Annotated in this window: 13 protein-coding genes; 6 read left to right on the top strand and 7 right to left on the bottom strand. The window is 68.8% G+C overall.

Translation table 11 applies throughout. The features are described 5' to 3' along the window. Positions 1-54 precede the first annotated feature (54 nt). Positions 55-315, bottom strand: a complete 261-nt coding sequence (locus ABKW26_RS16660) for a hypothetical protein (RefSeq protein ID WP_348595099.1) — start codon at positions 313-315, stop codon at positions 55-57. After that, positions 312-1,820 carry a PspC domain-containing protein gene (locus ABKW26_RS16655; RefSeq protein WP_348595098.1) on the bottom strand — a complete coding sequence of 503 codons (1,509 nt, stop codon included), beginning with the start codon at positions 1,818-1,820 and terminating at the stop codon, positions 312-314. The genes ABKW26_RS16660 and ABKW26_RS16655 overlap by 4 nt, the downstream gene beginning before the upstream one ends. 136 nt (positions 1,821-1,956) lie before the next feature. Here ABKW26_RS16655 and ABKW26_RS16650 point away from each other — a divergent pair, with 136 nt between their 5' ends. After that, entirely contained in the window at positions 1,957-3,294 is a 1,338-nt protein-coding gene (locus ABKW26_RS16650; RefSeq protein ID WP_348595097.1) for a PspC domain-containing protein, read from the top strand. Next, positions 3,291-3,953: a response regulator transcription factor gene (locus ABKW26_RS16645; RefSeq protein ID WP_348595096.1), complete on the top strand. Its 663-nt coding sequence runs from the start codon at positions 3,291-3,293 to the stop codon at positions 3,951-3,953. Before ABKW26_RS16650 ends, ABKW26_RS16645 begins: the two co-directional genes overlap by 4 nt. A gap of 30 nt (positions 3,954-3,983) precedes the next feature. On the opposite strand, the gene ABKW26_RS16640 is transcribed toward ABKW26_RS16645, so the two are convergent. Beyond that, positions 3,984-4,739 (bottom strand): hypothetical protein, encoded by a 756-nt coding sequence (locus ABKW26_RS16640; protein WP_348595095.1) that lies wholly within the window; start codon positions 4,737-4,739, stop codon positions 3,984-3,986. A gap of 173 nt (positions 4,740-4,912) precedes the next feature. Next, entirely contained in the window at positions 4,913-5,518 is a 606-nt protein-coding gene (locus ABKW26_RS16635) for a DUF6318 family protein (protein WP_348595093.1), read from the bottom strand. Between the two features lie 113 nt (positions 5,519-5,631). Between ABKW26_RS16635 and ABKW26_RS16630 the strand changes: the two genes are divergently transcribed. Further along, positions 5,632-6,405 carry a CbiX/SirB N-terminal domain-containing protein gene (locus ABKW26_RS16630; protein ID WP_348595091.1) on the top strand — a complete coding sequence of 258 codons (774 nt, stop codon included), beginning with the start codon at positions 5,632-5,634 and terminating at the stop codon, positions 6,403-6,405. 1 nt (position 6,406) lies between these two features. Beyond that, a complete protein-coding gene (arfB, locus tag ABKW26_RS16625) occupies positions 6,407-6,853 on the top strand; it encodes an alternative ribosome rescue aminoacyl-tRNA hydrolase ArfB (protein WP_348595090.1) in 447 nt (148 codons plus the stop codon). A 27-nt stretch (positions 6,854-6,880) separates the two neighbouring features. Here arfB and cobA read toward each other — a convergent pair whose 3' ends face one another. The 3 genes from cobA to ABKW26_RS16610 form a co-directional block, all read right to left on the bottom strand. Beyond that, entirely contained in the window at positions 6,881-8,185 is a 1,305-nt protein-coding gene (gene cobA / locus ABKW26_RS16620) for a uroporphyrinogen-III C-methyltransferase (protein ID WP_348595088.1), read from the bottom strand. 230 nt (positions 8,186-8,415) lie between these two features. Beyond that, positions 8,416-9,162: a glycosyltransferase family 2 protein gene (locus ABKW26_RS16615; RefSeq protein WP_348595086.1), complete on the bottom strand. Its 747-nt coding sequence runs from the start codon at positions 9,160-9,162 to the stop codon at positions 8,416-8,418. Beyond that, entirely contained in the window at positions 9,159-10,769 is a 1,611-nt protein-coding gene (locus ABKW26_RS16610; RefSeq protein WP_348595085.1) for a hypothetical protein, read from the bottom strand. Before ABKW26_RS16610 ends, ABKW26_RS16615 begins: the two co-directional genes overlap by 4 nt. A gap of 124 nt (positions 10,770-10,893) precedes the next feature. On the opposite strand from ABKW26_RS16610, the gene ABKW26_RS16605 reads away from it, so the two are divergent. Both ABKW26_RS16605 and ABKW26_RS16600 read left to right on the top strand, forming a co-directional pair. Continuing rightward, positions 10,894-16,992, top strand: a complete 6,099-nt coding sequence (locus ABKW26_RS16605; protein WP_348595083.1) for a DUF6531 domain-containing protein — start codon at positions 10,894-10,896, stop codon at positions 16,990-16,992. Then, positions 16,989-17,618 (top strand): hypothetical protein, encoded by a 630-nt coding sequence (locus tag ABKW26_RS16600; protein ID WP_348595082.1) that lies wholly within the window; start codon positions 16,989-16,991, stop codon positions 17,616-17,618. Before ABKW26_RS16605 ends, ABKW26_RS16600 begins: the two co-directional genes overlap by 4 nt. The last annotated feature ends 71 nt before the right edge of the window (positions 17,619-17,689 follow it).

Raw genomic sequence — 17,689 nt, 5'->3', positions numbered from 1 at the left:
ACCACGCACGACGAAGGCCGGGACCCGCGGGTCCCGGCCTTCGTCGTGCGTGGTTCAGCGGCGGCGGACAGCCGAGGCGATCGAGGTGCCGACGAGCGCCACGCCAGCGGCACCGAGGAGCACGATGAGCGCGAGGTCGTTGTCGAACTCGGCGCCGAGCGCGCGGGCGAGGATTCCCGCACCGACGACGGCGACGACCAGACCCCAGATGATCGTGCTGGGGCGGAGCGGGCGACGCGCCGGCGGGATGGGCTCGGTAGCGGCCGTGGCCTCGGGCTGGACGGGGAGCGGTGCGGTGGGCTGTGAGTCGGTCATGACTCCTCCTTGATGAAGATCTCGCCGGCCCCGGCCTTGACGACCAGGTGGATGTCGGGCGTCGCGCCGTCGCGGACGTCCTCGGTCTCGAACTCGGCACCGGCGGTGCCGACGCCGCCGCGGACGTCGTCGTCACCGTCGAGCTGCCAGTACACCTGGCCGGCTCCGAGGGTGATCTCCGCCGAGGCCGACGGGTCCTGCGGGAGGATGACCGTGACGTTGCCTGCCCCCATCTCGACGGGGACGGTCACGGGTCGGTCGTCGACCGGCGGGAGGTCGAGAGAGGTGAGGTCGAGCGTGATGTCGCCCAGCCCGAACGAGTAGCCGTCCTCGGCGTCCTCGACGGTCTCCGGTGCGTAGGAGCTGCTCCCGATGGCCGAGCGGTTGGCACCGTCGAGGAAGATGCCGTCGGAGGACCAGGACGCCGCGGGTGCGCCCACGATGATGGCGACGATCGCGAGGAAGCCGAGGCCACCGGAGGACCGGCCCCGGATGCCGGCGAGGACGATGGCGAGCCCGGTGAGGATCACCCCGACGCCGACCGCCGTGAGCCACGGGCTGTAGTCGAAGTCTCCGGAACGGTCGAGGAGCAGGAGGGCGGCGAAGGTGAGCAGGCTCAGGCCGAGGACCGAGCTGACGTACGTCACGCCGGCGCTCCGCGGGCCGCGAGGGTGGTCGCCGGGCTTCTGGTTCCCGTCCCACGTCGCCCCGTAGACCTGCGGTCCGCGCGGCGGACCGCCCGGCGCCTGCCACGGCTGCCCCGAGCCGGGGTGGATCGCGCCGGTGCCACTCGGGGTGCCCTGCCCGGACTTCTGGAGGTTCGGTCCGTGGACGGTCCCGGTCGTGGGCGACGAGGGGACGGCGCCGGCGGCGAACGTGCCGGACGGCATGGCGACCGTGGGGGTCGAGCCCGGCGGGGTCGGCGCGGTCGGTCCCGCGTGCGGGAAGCCCTGACCGGGCGCGCCGGGCGAAGGCGCACCGGGCCCCGGGACGAAGGGCGGCTGACCGTTGCGCTGGTTGCGGAACGTCACGAGGGCGTAGACGGCGAAGACGGTGAGAGCGACCCAGAACATCGCGCCGAACCAGTGCCCACCGTCGCCCCACCATCCGAGGCCGCCGGTCGTCACGCCGACGAGGAAGACGATCCCCGCACCGACCAGAGCCGAGTCGAAGCGACCACGGATCGCCTCCTGGAGGTGGATCCGGCCGTCGATCTGCTCCGGCAGGAGGGCCCAGCCCAGGGCGTAGAGGACGAAGCCGACCCCCGAGACGAGGAAGAGGACACCGAAGGCGGCCCGGACGAGGAGGGCGTCGACACCGAGCCGGAGGGCGACACCGGAGGCGACGCCCCCGATCCAGCGGTCCTGCGCACGGACGATACCGGCTCGGCGGATCGAGTCGAAGAACTCGTCGACCTTGTCGGGAGGGCCCACCGGGGTGGTGGGCGGTTCACCCGGTGGCGTCCCGGGTGCGGAACCTGCTGCGGAGGAGTCGGAGGTGTTCATACCGACGATCCTTCTCGCTCGGCAGCCTCCCGACCATCGGGTGTTCCCCTGAGACCCCCCTGATTCTTCGCCCGGGCGACCCTGAAGAACTCCTCGGATCCCCTCCGGGACGCCTCTCGCGTGTGACGATCAGTGAGTGAGCCCATCGACCACCCTGCCCGGCGCCCCGCGCGCACGCCTCCCGCTGCGTCGTCCACCCGGGAACCGTCTCCTCGGTGGCGTCTGCCTCGGCATCGCCGCGCACCTCGACCTGCCGGTGCGCTCCGTGCGCATCATGGCGACGATCCTCGCCCTCGGTGGTGGCATCGGAGTGCTGGCGTACGTCTTCCTCTGGGCCACGGTGCCGACCGGTGACCCGGCCGCCGTCGCCGCGGAGCAGCGTGACCCGGCGCTCGCTCGGATCGCCTCCCGCGGGCAGCAGCGCTGGGACGCCGAGCGCCAGGACCTGTGGTCGAACGTGCCGGTGCGAGACATCCTCGTCGGCGGCCTGCTCGTCGTCGCGGCGGCCGCGCTCGTCGCAAGCCGTCTCGGTGTGACGATCGAGTGGTCGTGGGTGCTTCCGGTCCTCATCGCCCTCGCGGGGGTCGGGATCGCGTGGAGCCAGCTCGACGAGACGGAACGTGGCCGGTGGCTGACGCGGGCCGGTGGCCGGACACCCAACGTCGTGCTCCGGCTCGCGGGCGGCATCGTGCTCGTCCTCATCGGCGTGCTCCTCCTCGTGAGCCAGGACATGAGCGGCTCGGAGATGATCCCCGCGGTGGTCGCTGCGACGGCGGTGCTCGCCGGGGCCGCGCTCGTCCTCGCACCCTGGTGGTTGCGACTGGGTCGGGAGCTCAGCGAGGAGCGGGCGGCCCGTGAGCGCGCGAACGAGCGCGCAGACATCGCCGCGCACCTGCACGACTCGGTGCTCCAGACCTTGGCGCTCATCCAGCGCAGCGCGGCACGACCCGGCGAGGTCACACGGTTGGCGCGCAACCAGGAGCGGGAGCTCCGGGAATGGCTCTACAAGGACCGTCCGGCCGCCGGCACGTCGCTCGCGGCGGACGTGGCGGCACTCGTCGCCGAGGTCGAGAACACGCTCACGGAACGGACCGGCGGTGACGAGTCGGTGTCGATCGACGTCGTCGTCGTGGGGGACTGCCACCCGAGCGAGGCGACGAGCGCCCTGCTCCAGGCGACCCGGGAGGCGCTCGTCAACGCCGTGGTGCACGGCGCGCCGCCGGTGTCGCTCTACCTGGAGATCAGCGAGCAGGCTGCCGAGGTCTACGTGCGCGACCGTGGCGCGGGCTTCGACCTCGACCAGATCCCGCACGATAGGTTCGGCGTGCGGGAGTCGATCCTCGGACGCGTGCAGCGCAAGGGGGGCGAGGCCACGGTCGTCTCCCACGGGGACCGCGGGACCGAGATCGCGCTGCGCATGCCGCTGGCGGACACGAACCACAAGCAGAGCACGACCGAGGAGCGAGCACGATGACAGCGACAGAGCAGGTGCGAGTGGTGCTCGTGGACGACCACGACATGTTCCGGGCGGGGGTGCGGGCGAGCCTCGACGCTCACGTCGAGGTGGTCGGCGAGGCGGCCGACGTGGACGGTGCGGTCGAGGTCATCCTCGCGACCCGGCCGACGGTGGTGCTCCTCGACGTCCACCTCCCGGGCGGCGGTGGCGGTGGTGGTGCGGAGGTTCTCACGCGGTGCGTGCCCGTCATCGGTGAGACCCGCTTCCTGGCGCTGTCGGTGTCCGACGCGGCGGAGGACGTCGTGGCGGTCATCCGGGCCGGCGCTCGCGGGTACGTGACGAAGGCGATCTCGGGCCCGGAGCTCAGCGCCGCGATCGACCGTGTCGCCGGCGGCGACGCGGTCTTCTCGCCGCGGCTGGCCGGCTTCGTGCTGGACTCGTTCGGAACGCAGGCGGCAGACGTCGCCGTGCGGGACGACGAGCTCGACCGGCTGTCTGCCCGCGAGCAGGAGGTCATGCGCCTCATCGCGCGCGGGTTCTCCTACCGGGAGGTGGCCGGTGAGCTGTTCATCTCGATCAAGACGGTCGAGACCCACGTGTCGGCGGTGCTGCGCAAGCTCCAGCTCTCCTCCCGGCACGAGCTCACGCGCTGGGCGGCGGCGCGGCGGCTGCTCTGACCTGTCGGAGGCTCGACCGTCGCCCGTGTCTCAGTAGATCGGGTCGGTGACGAGGCGGCTGCGGAGCTCGGTGACGAGGCGGCTGCGGAGCTCGGTGACGCTGATCGAGGGGGCGGTGGTCGTGGTCGTGGCCGTGCCGTCGATGGGTTGGTAGGTGGTGCCGCCGTCGAGGGAGAGCTCGCCGGTCCATCGGGTCGTCATCGTGACGGCATAGTCGCCGGCCTGCGTGTAGGGATGGGCAACGGTGTGGTGGGGCCAGGCGTGGCCCGGGTCCGTGGTGGTTGTCGGGGTGCTGCCGTCGGCCCAGTCCCAGGTGAACTCGGTCGGTGTGGCACGGACGGTGACAGGCTGTCCGACGATGGTGGTGGCGAGGATCTGTGGGGTCGCGTCGGTGTAGGCGATGTTGTCCATCTGGACGGGGAGCCAGCCGCCGGTGGGGCCGACGACGATGACCGACGGGGTGATCGGGAGCGCCTGGAACTCGGCCGCGGTCATGGTCACCGGGAGCGCACCGGTGGGAGTCGTCGCGCAGCTGACGAAGGAGTTGTGCACGGGTGCGGTCCAGTTCCCGAACGTGTCGAGCTCGCTGATGCTGGTGGGCGCGAACTCGAAGTCGGTCGGGTCCTCGCACCGCTCGGCTGCTTCGTTCGCCGAGACCGTCGCACACATCACGACCATCGCCCCGGGCCCACAGCTCATGGACGTGGGCGCGATGTGGACTCTCTGCTGGCTCTTCTTCGGGTCAGCGAGAGTGGTCCAGCGTGCAACCTGACCGTCCAGCGTCACGATGTCGTCTGTCGCCGACGCGCCGAGCGTGCGTTCTTCTGACTTGTCACGTGGAGCAACCGCCACCACCGTGTCTCGCGACGGTGCCGGGTTGACGTCAGTCACGGACCAGCCCGTGTCGGGGCTGAGAGTGATTGCCACCGCGAGGGCCGTCTGAAGAGCGATGCCTCTCATCAGGAGACCTCGGTCGGACCGTCGATGCCGACATTGAATCCCCACCATGCCCCGGAGTCGAAGAAGACGGCGACGCCCCCCGAGTAGCTTCCGGTGAGGCTGGACGAGACCTGATCACCGTCTGGTCCGAGTACCTCAAGTGGGGCTTGAGTGATCTCTCCCTTCAGGACATACATGCTTGAGTCGTCTTGCCTGCTGATCGCCGGTTCGCCGGTCCAGCCGATGTCGCCACCGACAAAGCGCTCTTGTGCCTCCGTCTGGTCCGCGACCTCCTGCTCTGTCGTCGCACAGAAGCTGCTCTCGTCGTGGCAGAAGGCATCGAGCAGCGTCACGTCGCCGGACTGCAGCGTGTAGCCGTAGAGCGCGAGGAAGTAGTCTGCGGCGGCGCGAGCGCCGGCCTCGTCGTCGTTCGCCATCGCGGCCGGTTTCTCGGGCGGTGCTGGTGGCTCGGAGGGAGCCGTGGTGGCCTCGTCGTCAGCCGTCGGGGTGCTTGTTGCGCTCGGCGGCGAGCTCGGCTCGGGATCTGCGGTGCACGCCCCGAGCGTGAGGAGAGCAGCGAGACCTCCGACGACCGTGAGGGTGCGGACATAGTGACGAGGGGGCATGGACTCGACCTTAATGTCTCGATCGCCCGCATGGTCGGCTCGTCCATCGCCTGTGGATGAACGCTCGCTGGCTGACGAACCCATGCCGAGCGTCGATCCGGCAAGATGGCTCCATGACCACTTCGAACGACCAGGCAGGCAGCGTCCAGGACGACATCGAGGGCACGGACGGACGCCCGGTGCTCGTCGCGTGCTCGCACGGGACGGACAACGAGCAGGGCCAGGCGATCATCCGTGACCTCGTGGCCGCGGTGCGTGACCTGCTCCCGGACGTCGAGGTCCTCGAGACGTACGTGGACGTCCAGTACCCGCAGGTCGACGAGGTCGTGGCCAGCGTCGCCCCGGAGCGCGGCGTCGTCATCGTCCCCCTGCTCCTCTCCGGCGGCTTCCACGTGCACGTGGACATCGCTGCGGCAGTGGAGACACGGTCGGCCACCGGCGGGCCGACGGTCGCGGCACGAGCACTCGGCCCGGACGAGCGTCTCGCCGAGATCCTCGTCGAGCGGCTCGTCGAGGCCGGTGCGCGCCAGGACGACTCCGTGGTCGTCGCGGCGGCCGGGTCCAGCGACGCGCGAGCGGCGCGGGACGTCGAGCAGGTCGTCGAGACGGTGGCCCACATGTGGAACGGTCCGGTGAGCGTCGGGTACGCCTCCGCGGCGGCTCCGCGGGTCGCCGTCGCGACCGACCTCGCCCGCGCCTCCCTCGGAGGGCCCGCCCACGGTCGTATCGTCGTGGCGACGTACCTCCTCGCGCCGGGCTTCTTCCTCGACGGTCTCGGCCGTGTCGGTGCCGACATCGTCTCCGCGCCCATCGGTGCGCACCCGCTCCTCGCCCAGATCGTCGTCGACCGCTACCGCGCGGCTGCGGCGACGCTCGCGACCGACTGACGTGGACACTCCGCTGCGCGTGACGAGCGACCTGCTCGTCCCGGCGAGCGAGCTCACCTGGCGGTTCTCGCGGTCGTCGGGGCCCGGCGGCCAGGGCGTGAACACGGCCGACAGCCGTGTCGAGCTCCTCTGGGCACCGGCGGCGTCGCCGTCCGTCGCGGCGCTGCCCGAGCCGCTCCGTGAGCGGCTCCTCGAGCGGCTGCACGGCCGGCTCGTCGGTGACGCGGTCGTCGTCGTCGCGTCCGAGCACCGTGCCCAGCTGCGCAACCGGACGGCTGCGCGGGAGCGGCTCGCCCAGATCCTCCGGGAGGCGCTCGCGCCGCCGCCGCGGAAGCGGCGCGCCACCCGGCCCACGCGCGGCTCGGTCGAGCGCCGACTCGGGGCGAAGAAGAACCGCTCGGACATCAAGGCGGGGCGGTCGGGTGACCACCGCCGGTCCGGAGCCTGAGCCTGAGCCGCGAGGCGCATCCGGTAGCTAGTGCTGCTCCACCCAGTCGGGGGAGCGGCGCACGACCTCGCCGACCACGGTGATCGCCGGCGGGCGGACGCCCGCGGCGACGGCGCGCTCGGAGATCGTCGCGAGCGTCCCGACGGTCGTGCGCTGGCGTGCCCCGTACCCGTCCTCGACGACGGCGGCCGGCGTGCTCGGGTCGCGCCCGTTGGCGATGAGGCCGGCGGTCGTCAGGGGCAGGTGGGAGACGCCCATGAGCAGGATGACCGTGTGGTCGGGAGCCGACGGGACGTGGCCGACGTCCTCGTGGCCGGTGAGGACCGTGAAGCCCCGGGACAGCCCACGGTGCGTCACCGGGATGCCGGCCGCGGTGGGGACGGAGATCGCGCTCGTGACGCCGGGCACCACCTCGACAGGGATGCCGGCCGCCTCGCACGCGTCGAGCTCTTCACCGCCGCGCCCGAAGACATAGGGGTCGCCACCCTTGAGCCGCACCACGCCGCGTCCGGCGAGAGCGTGCTCGACGAGGAGCTCGTTGATGCGGTCCTGCGGGATGGGGTGGTGCCCGGCCGTCTTGCCGACGTCGATGACATCGACGTCCCGCGGCAGCTCGTCGAGGATGGCGCGCGGGGCGAGCCGGTCGATGATGACGACGTCCGCCGCGGTGAGCAGCACCCGGGCTCGGACGGTGAGCAGGTCGAGGCGGCCAGGACCGCCGCCGACGAGCGCGACCCATCCCTTCGTCGTGGGCGCCGCCACGGATGACGCGGGGTCGCCCGTCCCGGTCACGCTCGTCGCGACCGCCCCGGCCGTCGGGCGCGGGGGCGTGTGCCGGACCGGCAGGGTGCCGTCGCGCAGACCGCGCTCGATCGCGTCGCGCACCCGGATGGACCGGCGAGGGTTGCGCTCGCGCGCGGACGACGACGTCACGGACACGATCACGTCGTCGACGACCGCGACCGCCGGGACCCACGCGGTGCCGGCGACGGCGTCACCGGCGGCGATGCAGAAGACCTGACGCTCGTCGGCGTCGGCGGAGACGCGGGCGTCCGCGTCGCGGTCGCCGGTGGCGGTGTGCACGAGCCACGCGCCGTCGAGGTCGCCGGGCGCGTACTCGCGCTCGTGCTCCCAGGTGACCGTCCCGGCCGCCACAAGCTCGGCCATCGGGGCGCACAGCGCGGGGGAGACGACGGCGACTACGGCACCCGCGTCGGCGAGCGAGCGGGCACGGCGTGCGGCGACGAGGCCGCCGCCGACGAGCACGACGCGCCGTCCGGTGAGGCGCAGCCCGAGCGGGAAGATCTCCGAGGTGGCGTTGTCGTCCGTCATGGGACCAGACCCTACGACGATTGTGTTCCCGGTGTCCGTGCGGTCCGCGAGTTAGGCAGGGGGGAGTGTCCACAGGCGGATCGCCTGCCTGCCGACGAGCGGCAGGTGGGTACCGTGCGGCCGTGTCAGATGCGAAGCTGTCGCGGCCAGAAGAGAACGGGATGTTCGTGTCGCCCGAGTCGTGGGCGACCCGCTTCGGATCTCTTGAGTGCCCTGGTGAGTAGGGCGGGTCATCTCCAGATTGCGTGTCTGGTGATTCTGCGCAGATGTCGCACGCCGTCCCGGAAGGGTCGCAGGTGTGAACGGCGCCCTGTTGCGACGGGGCCGAGGACTACCGGGTGTTCTCCGATGCGAAGTCCGGTGCGGTGTGCCTGGATGATCATCTCGGTGGCGTATTCCATGCCGGTGCTGTGCGGGGAGACCGCGAGCATGGCTGAGGGTGTGGTGCTTCGCAGACCGCAGTGGACGTCGGTGACCGACGTGCCGATGGCTGCGCGTGTCAGTGCGGACAGCCCGCGGTTGCCCCACAGGTGCATCAGACTCATCGCGCCGTGCACGCGCGCAGTACCGAGGCGGTTTCCGATCACTACGTCGCATGACCGTTCGGTGGCGATCGGATCGTAGAACGCGTCGAGGTCGCCCAACCCGTAGGTGTTGTCGGCGTCGGCGAAGATCACGACGCGACCTCTGGCGTTGACGGCCCCCGATCGCAGTGCACGTCCGTAGCCGACGCGCGGCTCGCTGATGACGCGGGCACCAGCGATGCGCGCAGCCGTGGCAGACCGGTCTGTGCTCGCGTTGTCGACGACGAGCACCTCACCGACAAGCCCCCGTCCAGCGATCCAGGTGAGTGCGTCCGTCACGCAGATGGCCACCGTGCGCTCCTCGTTCCGGCACGGCAGCAGGATGGTGACGTCGATCTCTTCGGTGACCGCTGTGGACGTTCTGTGCTCTCGTCGAGCGGGATCCACCCTCACGGAACGCAGGTGCTGTAGAGGGCCCAGTGCGTGTTGTTCGCCCGAGGGGGGACGCCTGCCGGGAAGGTCGCTTGCTGGTCCAGCGGTGTGTAGGGGCCGTATCCGGCGAGCAGCGCCGCCTCCATCGTCAGCGGTTGGAGCAGCACGCCCTCCAGTGCCTCGCCCCCGACCTGAACCTGAGCCAGTCGTAGGTCGAGGTGCCATGCAGCGATCGGGACCATCGCGGGACTACGTACGACCAGTGGCCGCGCGCAGGCATCGACGAGGTCGGAGTCGAGCACGTCTCGAGCCGCCTCGAACACCTCGTGGCGCATCTCCCGTGCCTCGCGAACATCTCGCCACCCTGCGACGTTCGCGGCCACGGTGGCCGCCACGAGGACTGTCGCCAGGAGCGGGCCGGCCACGGCGCGGGCGACACCAGCTCGAGGGATCCGCACCGCGGCGAGCATTGCAGCGGCCAGCGGCACGCTCAGGAGTGCTGCCAGGAGGAGGTAGCGGGAGACCAGCGGGGTGCCCAGTGCGCCCTGCGCGAGGTAACCGAGGCAAGCGACGGCCGCGATGCATGCGATCGTCAGCACGGCCCGTCGGCGCTCCTCTGCCTCTGCGGATGCTGCTGTGAAGGCAGCGGGGGCCTGGTGTCGGAGGACAACGGGCAGGAGGCCGATCGCGACCGTCAGGAGTGCGGTAATGATCACGACGCCGCTCGTCGGTGACGCCAGTCCAGCGGCGAGGGTCGTGAACGCGGTGCTCACGCCGCGGGGGTTGTTGTTCAGCTCGGCGTTGCCAGCGGCCGAGTGAATGGCCACCAGAGCGTCGCCACCAGCCGCGCCCAAGACGATCCAGGCTGCGACTGCAGCGGTGAGTCCGCCCGTGAAGACCCACACGGTCCTCGAGAGCCGCGGCTGCCGCGTGTCGGATCGCCGGATGCGGCGCCACTCGAGGCTTAGCGGGACGAGCGCGAGGAGCACCGCTTCCGGTCGGAGCAGGGCCGCGACCATGAAGACTCCGACTGAAGCGCTGTGTTGGCCTCGTACGGCCAGGACGGTCGCGCCCACCGCGAGTGCCGCGTATGCGATGTCGAGCGATCCGTTCATGACGAGGAGCGCGACTGGTGCGCTGACGAGACCGATGAGGATCGCGCCAGTCGCTGCAACCTTGTCACCCGAGGTTCGCATCGCCAGCGCCCCCAGCAAGAGAAGGAGCGCGACGGCAGCGATGGCCGAAAGGACTCCTGTCAGGAGCTCAGCGAGGTCGCGCGGGAGGCCGCCGACCGCGATCGCGCCGAGGACCGTGAGGGGGTGCGGCGTGGGCGAGGAAGGGTGCGTGTAGTCCAGTCCCGCGCCGTGCATGACGTCGCGTCCCCAGGCGAGGGCGTACAACGCGTCATACCCCGGCCGAACGAAGAGGGAGACGGCGATAACGATTCCGGCAATCGCGACCGTCGAGATAACGCGGATGGCGATTGCCTTAACCGATAACGAAGAGCGCACTTCGTAATCAGTTTTTTCTTTTTTCGACAAATCCTGGCCTTCCCCCTCAAAGTGGTGCCACACTACAGCCAATCCGTTCCATGAGGAGCGTTTCTGCAGGGGGAGAAGTACGTTCATGCACCATCGTTCTCGCGCGCGCCAAGGCGTCAGAGTCTTCACGGGTCGCTTTCCCCAGCGACCTGTCAGCCCAGCGATCACGGGGCTCCTCGTCGCCGTCGTCGGCCTTGGAACGATGGTGGTCGTGCCCGCCGCCCCTTCTGCGGCCTACGTCGCAGTCACGGCGGACCCAGCTCCGGTCGGCACGGTGGCCGACTCCTCCGGGGTCGTCCCGGTGACTCCCACCTCGGCGCCGGTCGAGGAAGCGCGGGTCGAGTCCTGGACTCCGAGCAGTCATTCAGTCACCGAGAACGGTGAGACAACCCTCGATCTCTTCCCTCAGCCGGCGTTCAAGCGAACGTCGGACGGGTGGTCGGCAGTCGATCCGACGATCACGGCCGGCGCCGGTGCGTACCCCTTCGAGGCGCTGGGTCTGGTCAACCCCGTTCATTTCGGTTCGGACGCTGCGGCCCTGGTGACGATCGACACGACCAGCGGACCGATCGCGTTCGGCCTGGAAGGTGCGACGGTCACCGCCCCCACCCTCGACTCCGGAGTCGTCACCTACGCCGAGGTCTTCCCGGGCGTAGACCTCGAGTTCCGTACCGAAGGTGGCCGGGTCGGAAAGCACCTCGTCATCCACGACGGCTCGTCGCCACAGTCGTTCCGCTTCGTCATCGCAGACCCCGGGCACACTCTCGGCGACCCGGTCGAAGGTAACGCCGAGTCGTGGGACTTTCCATCCGCAGTGGCCTTCGGAACGGGCATCTCACTTCCCGCGCCCGCTGCATGGTCTGCGGCCGACCAGTCTGCGACCGGTCTTCCCGGGAGCTCCCACCAAGAGGTGTCGGTCGTGCCCGACGGATACGCCGTCGACCTCAGCCTCGACCCTCTCTGGGCCGCCGGGGCAGAGTTCCCCGTCGTGCTCGATCCCGCGATCGAGTGGACCGACGAGTACTGGACGCAGGACGATGGCCTCTCCCTCGCCTTTGCTCCGACTGGAGCCACCACCTGTGATGGTGGACCGTGCCAGCTCGCTGATCCCGTCGAAGGCAGGATGTGGGTAGGGGACCCGGATTCTGACGATCCTGACCTGGGTTCCTACCTCGCATACGCGGGAGTCGACCTCTCGGCGCTCAGCGATCGGCAGGTCACGTCCGCGGTGCTGTCCGGATACGACTACTGGGTCATTCCCGAGCTTTACGCTCTGTGCTCTCCGATCCTCGCGGACAGCACCGGTAGGGATCTTTCGGACGCGCGCTGTGATGCGACGACACCTCTCAACACCGACCGGCCATCATCGACCTCGTGGTTCGTCGATACGACGGAGACTGTTCGCTCGGCCATCTCGGGAACCGGCCCGACGGGCCTGCAGGTCGGGTTTGCGATCGATGGGGAACTCAGAGATTCCTGGGCTCCAGAGGATGGGCGGCGGATGTACGCCCCGTACTTCCAGATCAGCTATTCCGGCTACCCCGCCCCTCGTCCACTCACCCAGGAGCAGACCTTCGGCTGTGACTGTTGGGCGGGGCGTTCTACCGCCAATCAGGCCCTCGCCGCGGACCCGGTGAACACCGCAACCGGCGCCCTGATCGAGCGCTTCGAGGATCTCTCGATCGCCGGGGTCGGCCAGCAGATCGACCTCGCGCGCACCTACAACAGCCTTGACACCGCACCGGGTCCTTTCGGGCCCGGATGGGCATACTCCTACGGCGCGACCCTGACCGAGAACGCGAGCGGAGAGCTCGTCTTCCGCGACGGGTCCGGGACACAGTCCCGGTTCGGCGCGCTGATCGACGGCGGCTACGCACCCCTGGACCCAGCAGTCTCCGCCGACCTGACAGCCGGTCCCGATGGCACGCATGTCATGCGAAACCTGACCGGGTCGACGATGACCTTCGACTCCGCCGGTCTGTTGGTCGCGGCCGCTGACGAGCGCGGCCAAGGTCTGACGTTTGCGTACTCGGCCGGGACCTTGACCACGATCACCGACGCCCTCGGCCAGTCGCTCGAGCTGGCGTGGGACTCAGGCGTCGGGACGGATGCCCGGATCACCTCGGCGACGGCCTCCGACGGCCGCACCGTCAGCTACACGTACACGACCACTGCGGGAGACAAGCGCCTGACGGCAGTCACCGGCGTCGACGGGACGACAACGACGATCGCGTACGCCAGCACCGGGGGCATCTCCAAGATCACCGACCCCCTCGGGAACGTCAGTGCCCGCAACACGTACGACTCCGCCGGCCGGATCGTCAAGCAGCTCGATCAGATGGGCTTCCAGACGACGTTCGCGTGGGACGCCTCAACGCAGACCGCGACAATCACCGACCCGACCGGCAAGACTCGCCAGGACGTCTACAACGGTCTCAACCTCGTCAAGCAGATCGACGGTTCCGGCGCCTCAACGCAGACCCTGTACGACGGCGACAACAACCCGGCCGGAACGGTCAACGACTCCAACCAGCTGTTCCGTCAGGAGTTCGACGACCGCGACCGCCTCGTACGACGCGTCGCTTCCGCGCCGCTGCACTACAGCGAGTCCTGGACCTATGACGACGGCGACCGGGTCACGAGCTACACCGACGCCGAAGGCCATGTCACGTCCTACGCCTACGACACCTCCGGTCTTCTGCTCTCCGAGACCGACGCCAACGGTGGGGTCACGACGTACGCCTACACCACCGGTTCTGACGACGCGCCAGCGCACCTGCTTGCGTCCGTGACCGATCCGCTGGGGCGGACGACGACCATGGACTACGACGCCGCCGGTGACCTGGTCTCGACGACCTCCCCTGGCGGGCGGGTGACCACGAGCACCTACGACGCCCAGCACCGCGTCACCTCGACGACGAGCCCGTCCGGCGCCGTCACGTCCTTCACCTACGACGCAGCGGGCCGCCTGCTGACGTCAACCGATCCGCTCGGCGCGATCACCAAGAACGCCTACGACCTCGATGGCCGCCTGACGTCGACCACCAACCCCCTGGGCCGGGTGGTCCGGTACACCTACGACAAGGCCGACCGACTCCTCAAGGTGAGGCACTCCTCGGGCCGAACGACATCGACCTCCTACGACAAGGCCGGACGGGTGGCAACCACCACCGATGCGCTCGGAGCCGTCACCTCCTACGCCTACGACGACACCGGTCGTCCGATCTCTGTCACCGACGCCCTCGGCCAGGTCGCCACGACGACCTACGACGACCTCGGTCAGGTGATCGCCACGACGGACCCGTCCGGCGCCATCACGACATACACCTACGACGTCATCGGTCGACAGACATCCGTGACCGACCCAGACGGGGTGACGGTCTCCACGAGCTACAACCGTCGCGGCGATGTCACGAGCGTCCATGATGCCTTCGGGTACTCCGAGACCAACTACGACCCCGTCGGCCGCGTGAGAGGCACGTACGACTCCGACGGCGTCTACGCCGAGCGCTCCTACGACGCCGCCGGCCAGCTCACCGAGATCGTGACCGAACGCTCGACGAGCAACTACATCCCGAACTACTGGAGCGACCGCACCACCTTCGGCTACGACCTCGACGGCTTCACGACCACGACGGTGGACCCGCGCGGCAACGTTCCAGGCGCGGACCCAGCGGCGTTCACCACCACGAGAACCTACGACGCCGACGGCCGGCTCGCCGCAACGACGGACCCCTTGGGCCGCACGGTCTCGACCAGCTATGACCTGGCCGCGCGCCCCCTGTCGGTCACAGATCCTGCGGGCTTCACCACATCCACGGCGTACAACGCACTGGGTCTGCCGGTCACCATCACCGAACCCAACGGCGCGCGGACGCAGTTCGCGTACGACGGGTACGGACAGGTCACCAAGCGGGTGGACCAGCTAGGACGATCGACCCTCTACGCCTACGACGCAGCCGGATCCCTCATCTCACAGACGGACCCGCTGGGTCGCGTCACCTCGACCGCCTACGACGCCGTCGGGAACGTCTCGACCATCACGAAGCCCTCAGGCACAGCCACGAGCACCGTGAGCACGGACGGGCAGATCACGTACGACTACGACGAGGTCGGACGCGTCACGTCATCCACCTTCAGCGACGGCACCCCGTCCTTCCAGTACACCTACACACCCGCCGGCCGCCCCCAGGCCGCCTCCCGCGTCCAAGACACCACGACGCTCGCCACGGCCACCTTCGCCTACGACGCTGCAGGTCGAAAGACATCGACCGAGCGAACCGGACCCGGCGGAGGGACCTCGAACTACGCCTACACCTCCACCGGCCGCCTCGCGGGCGCGTCGTGGCCGACCGGTCAATCCGAGGCGTACAGCTACAACAGCCTCGGACAGCTCACCACCATCACCCCGTCTGGGGTGGGCGCCGTTGGTCCGGTGTCCTACCAGCATGATCCAGCCGGTCTGTTGACATCGGTGACCCGCAACGGCGCAGTGATCAACACGAGCACCAGCACCTATGACGCAGCAGGCCAGCTCGAGTCGCTCACCCACAGCGCCGCAGGCACGCCCCTGAGCTCCTACGGGATCGTCCGAGATGTCCGGGGCAACCCCTCAACAGTCACCGCTTCACGGGCCGCAGTGGACACGACGCCCGCATCAACGAAGACAACCCTGTACTCCTACGACAAGATCAACCGCATCACTTCCGAGTGCCAGGTACTGCGAGGCGCGACCTGCACCAGCACGTCCGCCAAGACAGCGTTCTATTACGACAAGGTAGGCAACCGCACCTCGCAGAACGTCCGACCCGCCGGCGGCGGAGCGTCGGTCGTGACGGACTACGCCTACGACACCGCCGACCAACTGCTCACCCAGCAGGTCGCCGGCACCGTCACCGCGACCGACACGTGGGATCTGAACGGCAACCTCCTCACCTCCCAGACCAGCGCGGGGACACGCACGTTCGACGTCAACCTCGCCGGGGAGACCGACTCAGTCGTCCTCGAAGACGGCAACACAGTGGGATACACCCACGACGCGCAAGGCAACCGCACCTCGCGAACGTACAACGACGCAACCGAGGCGACCTGGGCCTGGGACGACATCACCGGCATCACCACCCGACTAGCCGAGTACGACCAGAACGGTGCCATGACCTCCACATGGCTACCCGACCCCACCTCGAGCACCGGCACGCCCCTGGCATGGACAAACACCACAGAGACCTCGTGGTTGCTCAGCGACCCCTTCAAGAACGTCTCAGACTCCGTCCCCGCTGGAAGCGCGACCGTCGCCGGAAGCCAAACGCTTGGAGCCTTCGGGACCCCGATTGCCCCAGCGAGCGGCTCGATGATCGACCAGTCACTGGGCTTCCACGGCCAGTACCTCGACGCCCGCACCGGCCTGTACAACGTACGAGCCCGCGACTACTCCGCACAGACCGGCCGCTTCACAGCCAGCGACCCGATCACCATCCCCCATGGCTCTCCCTACGCCAACGGCTACACCTACGGCTTCGGGAATCCCATGATCGCCACCGACCCGAGCGGGCTCTGGCCCGACTGGAGCGAGATTGGGAGTGCGATCGGGGACAGCTTCGCGACGGCTGGGCGTCGCTTCGTGGGTTTCAGCACGGGCATCGCACTCGGTGTCGGGGACACAGCCACCGGGCTGTGGGGGGTAGTTCGCCATACCGAAGAGACGGCCGAAGCACTCAGTGCCCAGTGGAACGCCGACATGGATGAAGGTGGCCTCTATCAAGCGGCCATGTTCTACAACCCGGGTTACCACATCCTCGTGAACGGTGCCGCAACCATTGATGCTATTAAGGCAGGTTGTGCGACAGAAGCCGGGAGGAGCTTCGCCCACACAACGCTGAGTGTCGCGGGAGCAGCCACACTCGCAGGTGGAACCGTCCGTGCCGGAGCCGGCCTGGCGCGCAAGCCGGGCGCCTCGGTGCCAACCGGGATCGCGGCGAACCAGGCTGCCGGCAACGCTGGGCGCGATGCCATCGCTGCAAGATTCCCTGGGTCGCAAATCGAGCAGACCTTCACGACGTCTGCTGGAGTACGGCGACTCGACGTCCTGACTGTGACCCGTATGGGCATCGAGACGAAGGTAGGACGTACGTCGCTTACGACCATGACCACGTCTCAGATCGCCAAGGACTCGTTGCTTCTGCAGAGCGGCCAGGTCCGCAGCATCGAGTGGATGTTCATGCGTAGTGGGGTCACGGGTCAGATCGGCCCGACCGCACCACTGGCCGCTGCCTTGAACAAGGCGGGTATCAATTGGAGTCTTGTGCCATGAGTATCGACTGGAACGGTTACGAGACCTACGAGACCTACGAGCCCATCGGCCCTGGTTCGCCGAGTCATCTTCCTCGAATCGAGGCGCGGAGGTTGTTCGAGGAGCGTATGGAGGCCCGGCATGCTCGCATCGAGATGCTCGGGCGACTCGTTGCTGCCAGCGGTGTGGTGCTCGGAAGCGATGACGCGGCTGTCCAGGATCTCAACGATTGGATCGTTGCCCACATCGAAGCTGATCCGGAGAATCCAGGCTTCCCGCTGTCCGAGTGGTACTCGGTGTGCCATGACACGGCGTTGTTCCTCGGTGAGGTCATGATCGAGCGGCACCCGAATCTGTACTGGGAGTTCTTCACGTGGGGTAAGAAGAACGTGTCCTTCCAGCGTCATGTGCTCATGGGACTGAGCACCGAGGACCCCAAGTTCCACACGAACATCGACATCGATGGGATGGTCGTGGGCTACTCGCACGAGATCCTTGAATCGCGGGGATCGATCCCGACTTATGGCCTGGTTGAAGTCAAGGACCACCTGATCGACGTCGATGCTTTTGCTGCGCGCCACCGTCTACAGGAGCTCGACTCGCAGAGGTTCTGGGACTGGCTCCGAATCGCAGCTCAACGAGCCTGACACGAGCTCCACCTGCCACGCAGCAAGCACACGGCGTCGAACTCGACGTGATCGAGTCCACGGCCCAACGG

The sequence above is a fragment of the Sanguibacter sp. 25GB23B1 genome, from assembly GCF_040012415.1.
GTDB lineage: Bacteria > Actinomycetota > Actinomycetes > Actinomycetales > Cellulomonadaceae > Sanguibacter.
The sequence above is the reverse complement of the archived record's forward strand: the minus strand, read 5'-3'. Positions and strand labels throughout refer to the sequence as shown.

Bases quoted from the DNA above. Each gene is read 5' to 3' on its own strand.
- ABKW26_RS16630 (WP_348595091.1), top strand. From the start codon at position 5,632: ATGACCACTTCGAACGACCAGGCAGGCAGCGTCCAGGACGACATCGAG.
- ABKW26_RS16610 (WP_348595085.1), bottom strand. From the start codon at position 10,769: ATGAACGTACTTCTCCCCCTGCAGAAACGCTCCTCATGGAACGGATTG.
- ABKW26_RS16660 (WP_348595099.1), bottom strand. From the start codon at position 315: ATGACCGACTCACAGCCCACCGCACCGCTCCCCGTCCAGCCCGAGGCC.
- ABKW26_RS16645 (WP_348595096.1), top strand. From the start codon at position 3,291: ATGACAGCGACAGAGCAGGTGCGAGTGGTGCTCGTGGACGACCACGAC.
- ABKW26_RS16655 (WP_348595098.1), bottom strand. From the start codon at position 1,820: ATGAACACCTCCGACTCCTCCGCAGCAGGTTCCGCACCCGGGACGCCA.
- ABKW26_RS16600 (WP_348595082.1), top strand. From the start codon at position 16,989: ATGAGTATCGACTGGAACGGTTACGAGACCTACGAGACCTACGAGCCC.
- ABKW26_RS16635 (WP_348595093.1), bottom strand. From the start codon at position 5,518: ATGCCCCCTCGTCACTATGTCCGCACCCTCACGGTCGTCGGAGGTCTC.
- cobA (WP_348595088.1), bottom strand. From the start codon at position 8,185: ATGACGGACGACAACGCCACCTCGGAGATCTTCCCGCTCGGGCTGCGC.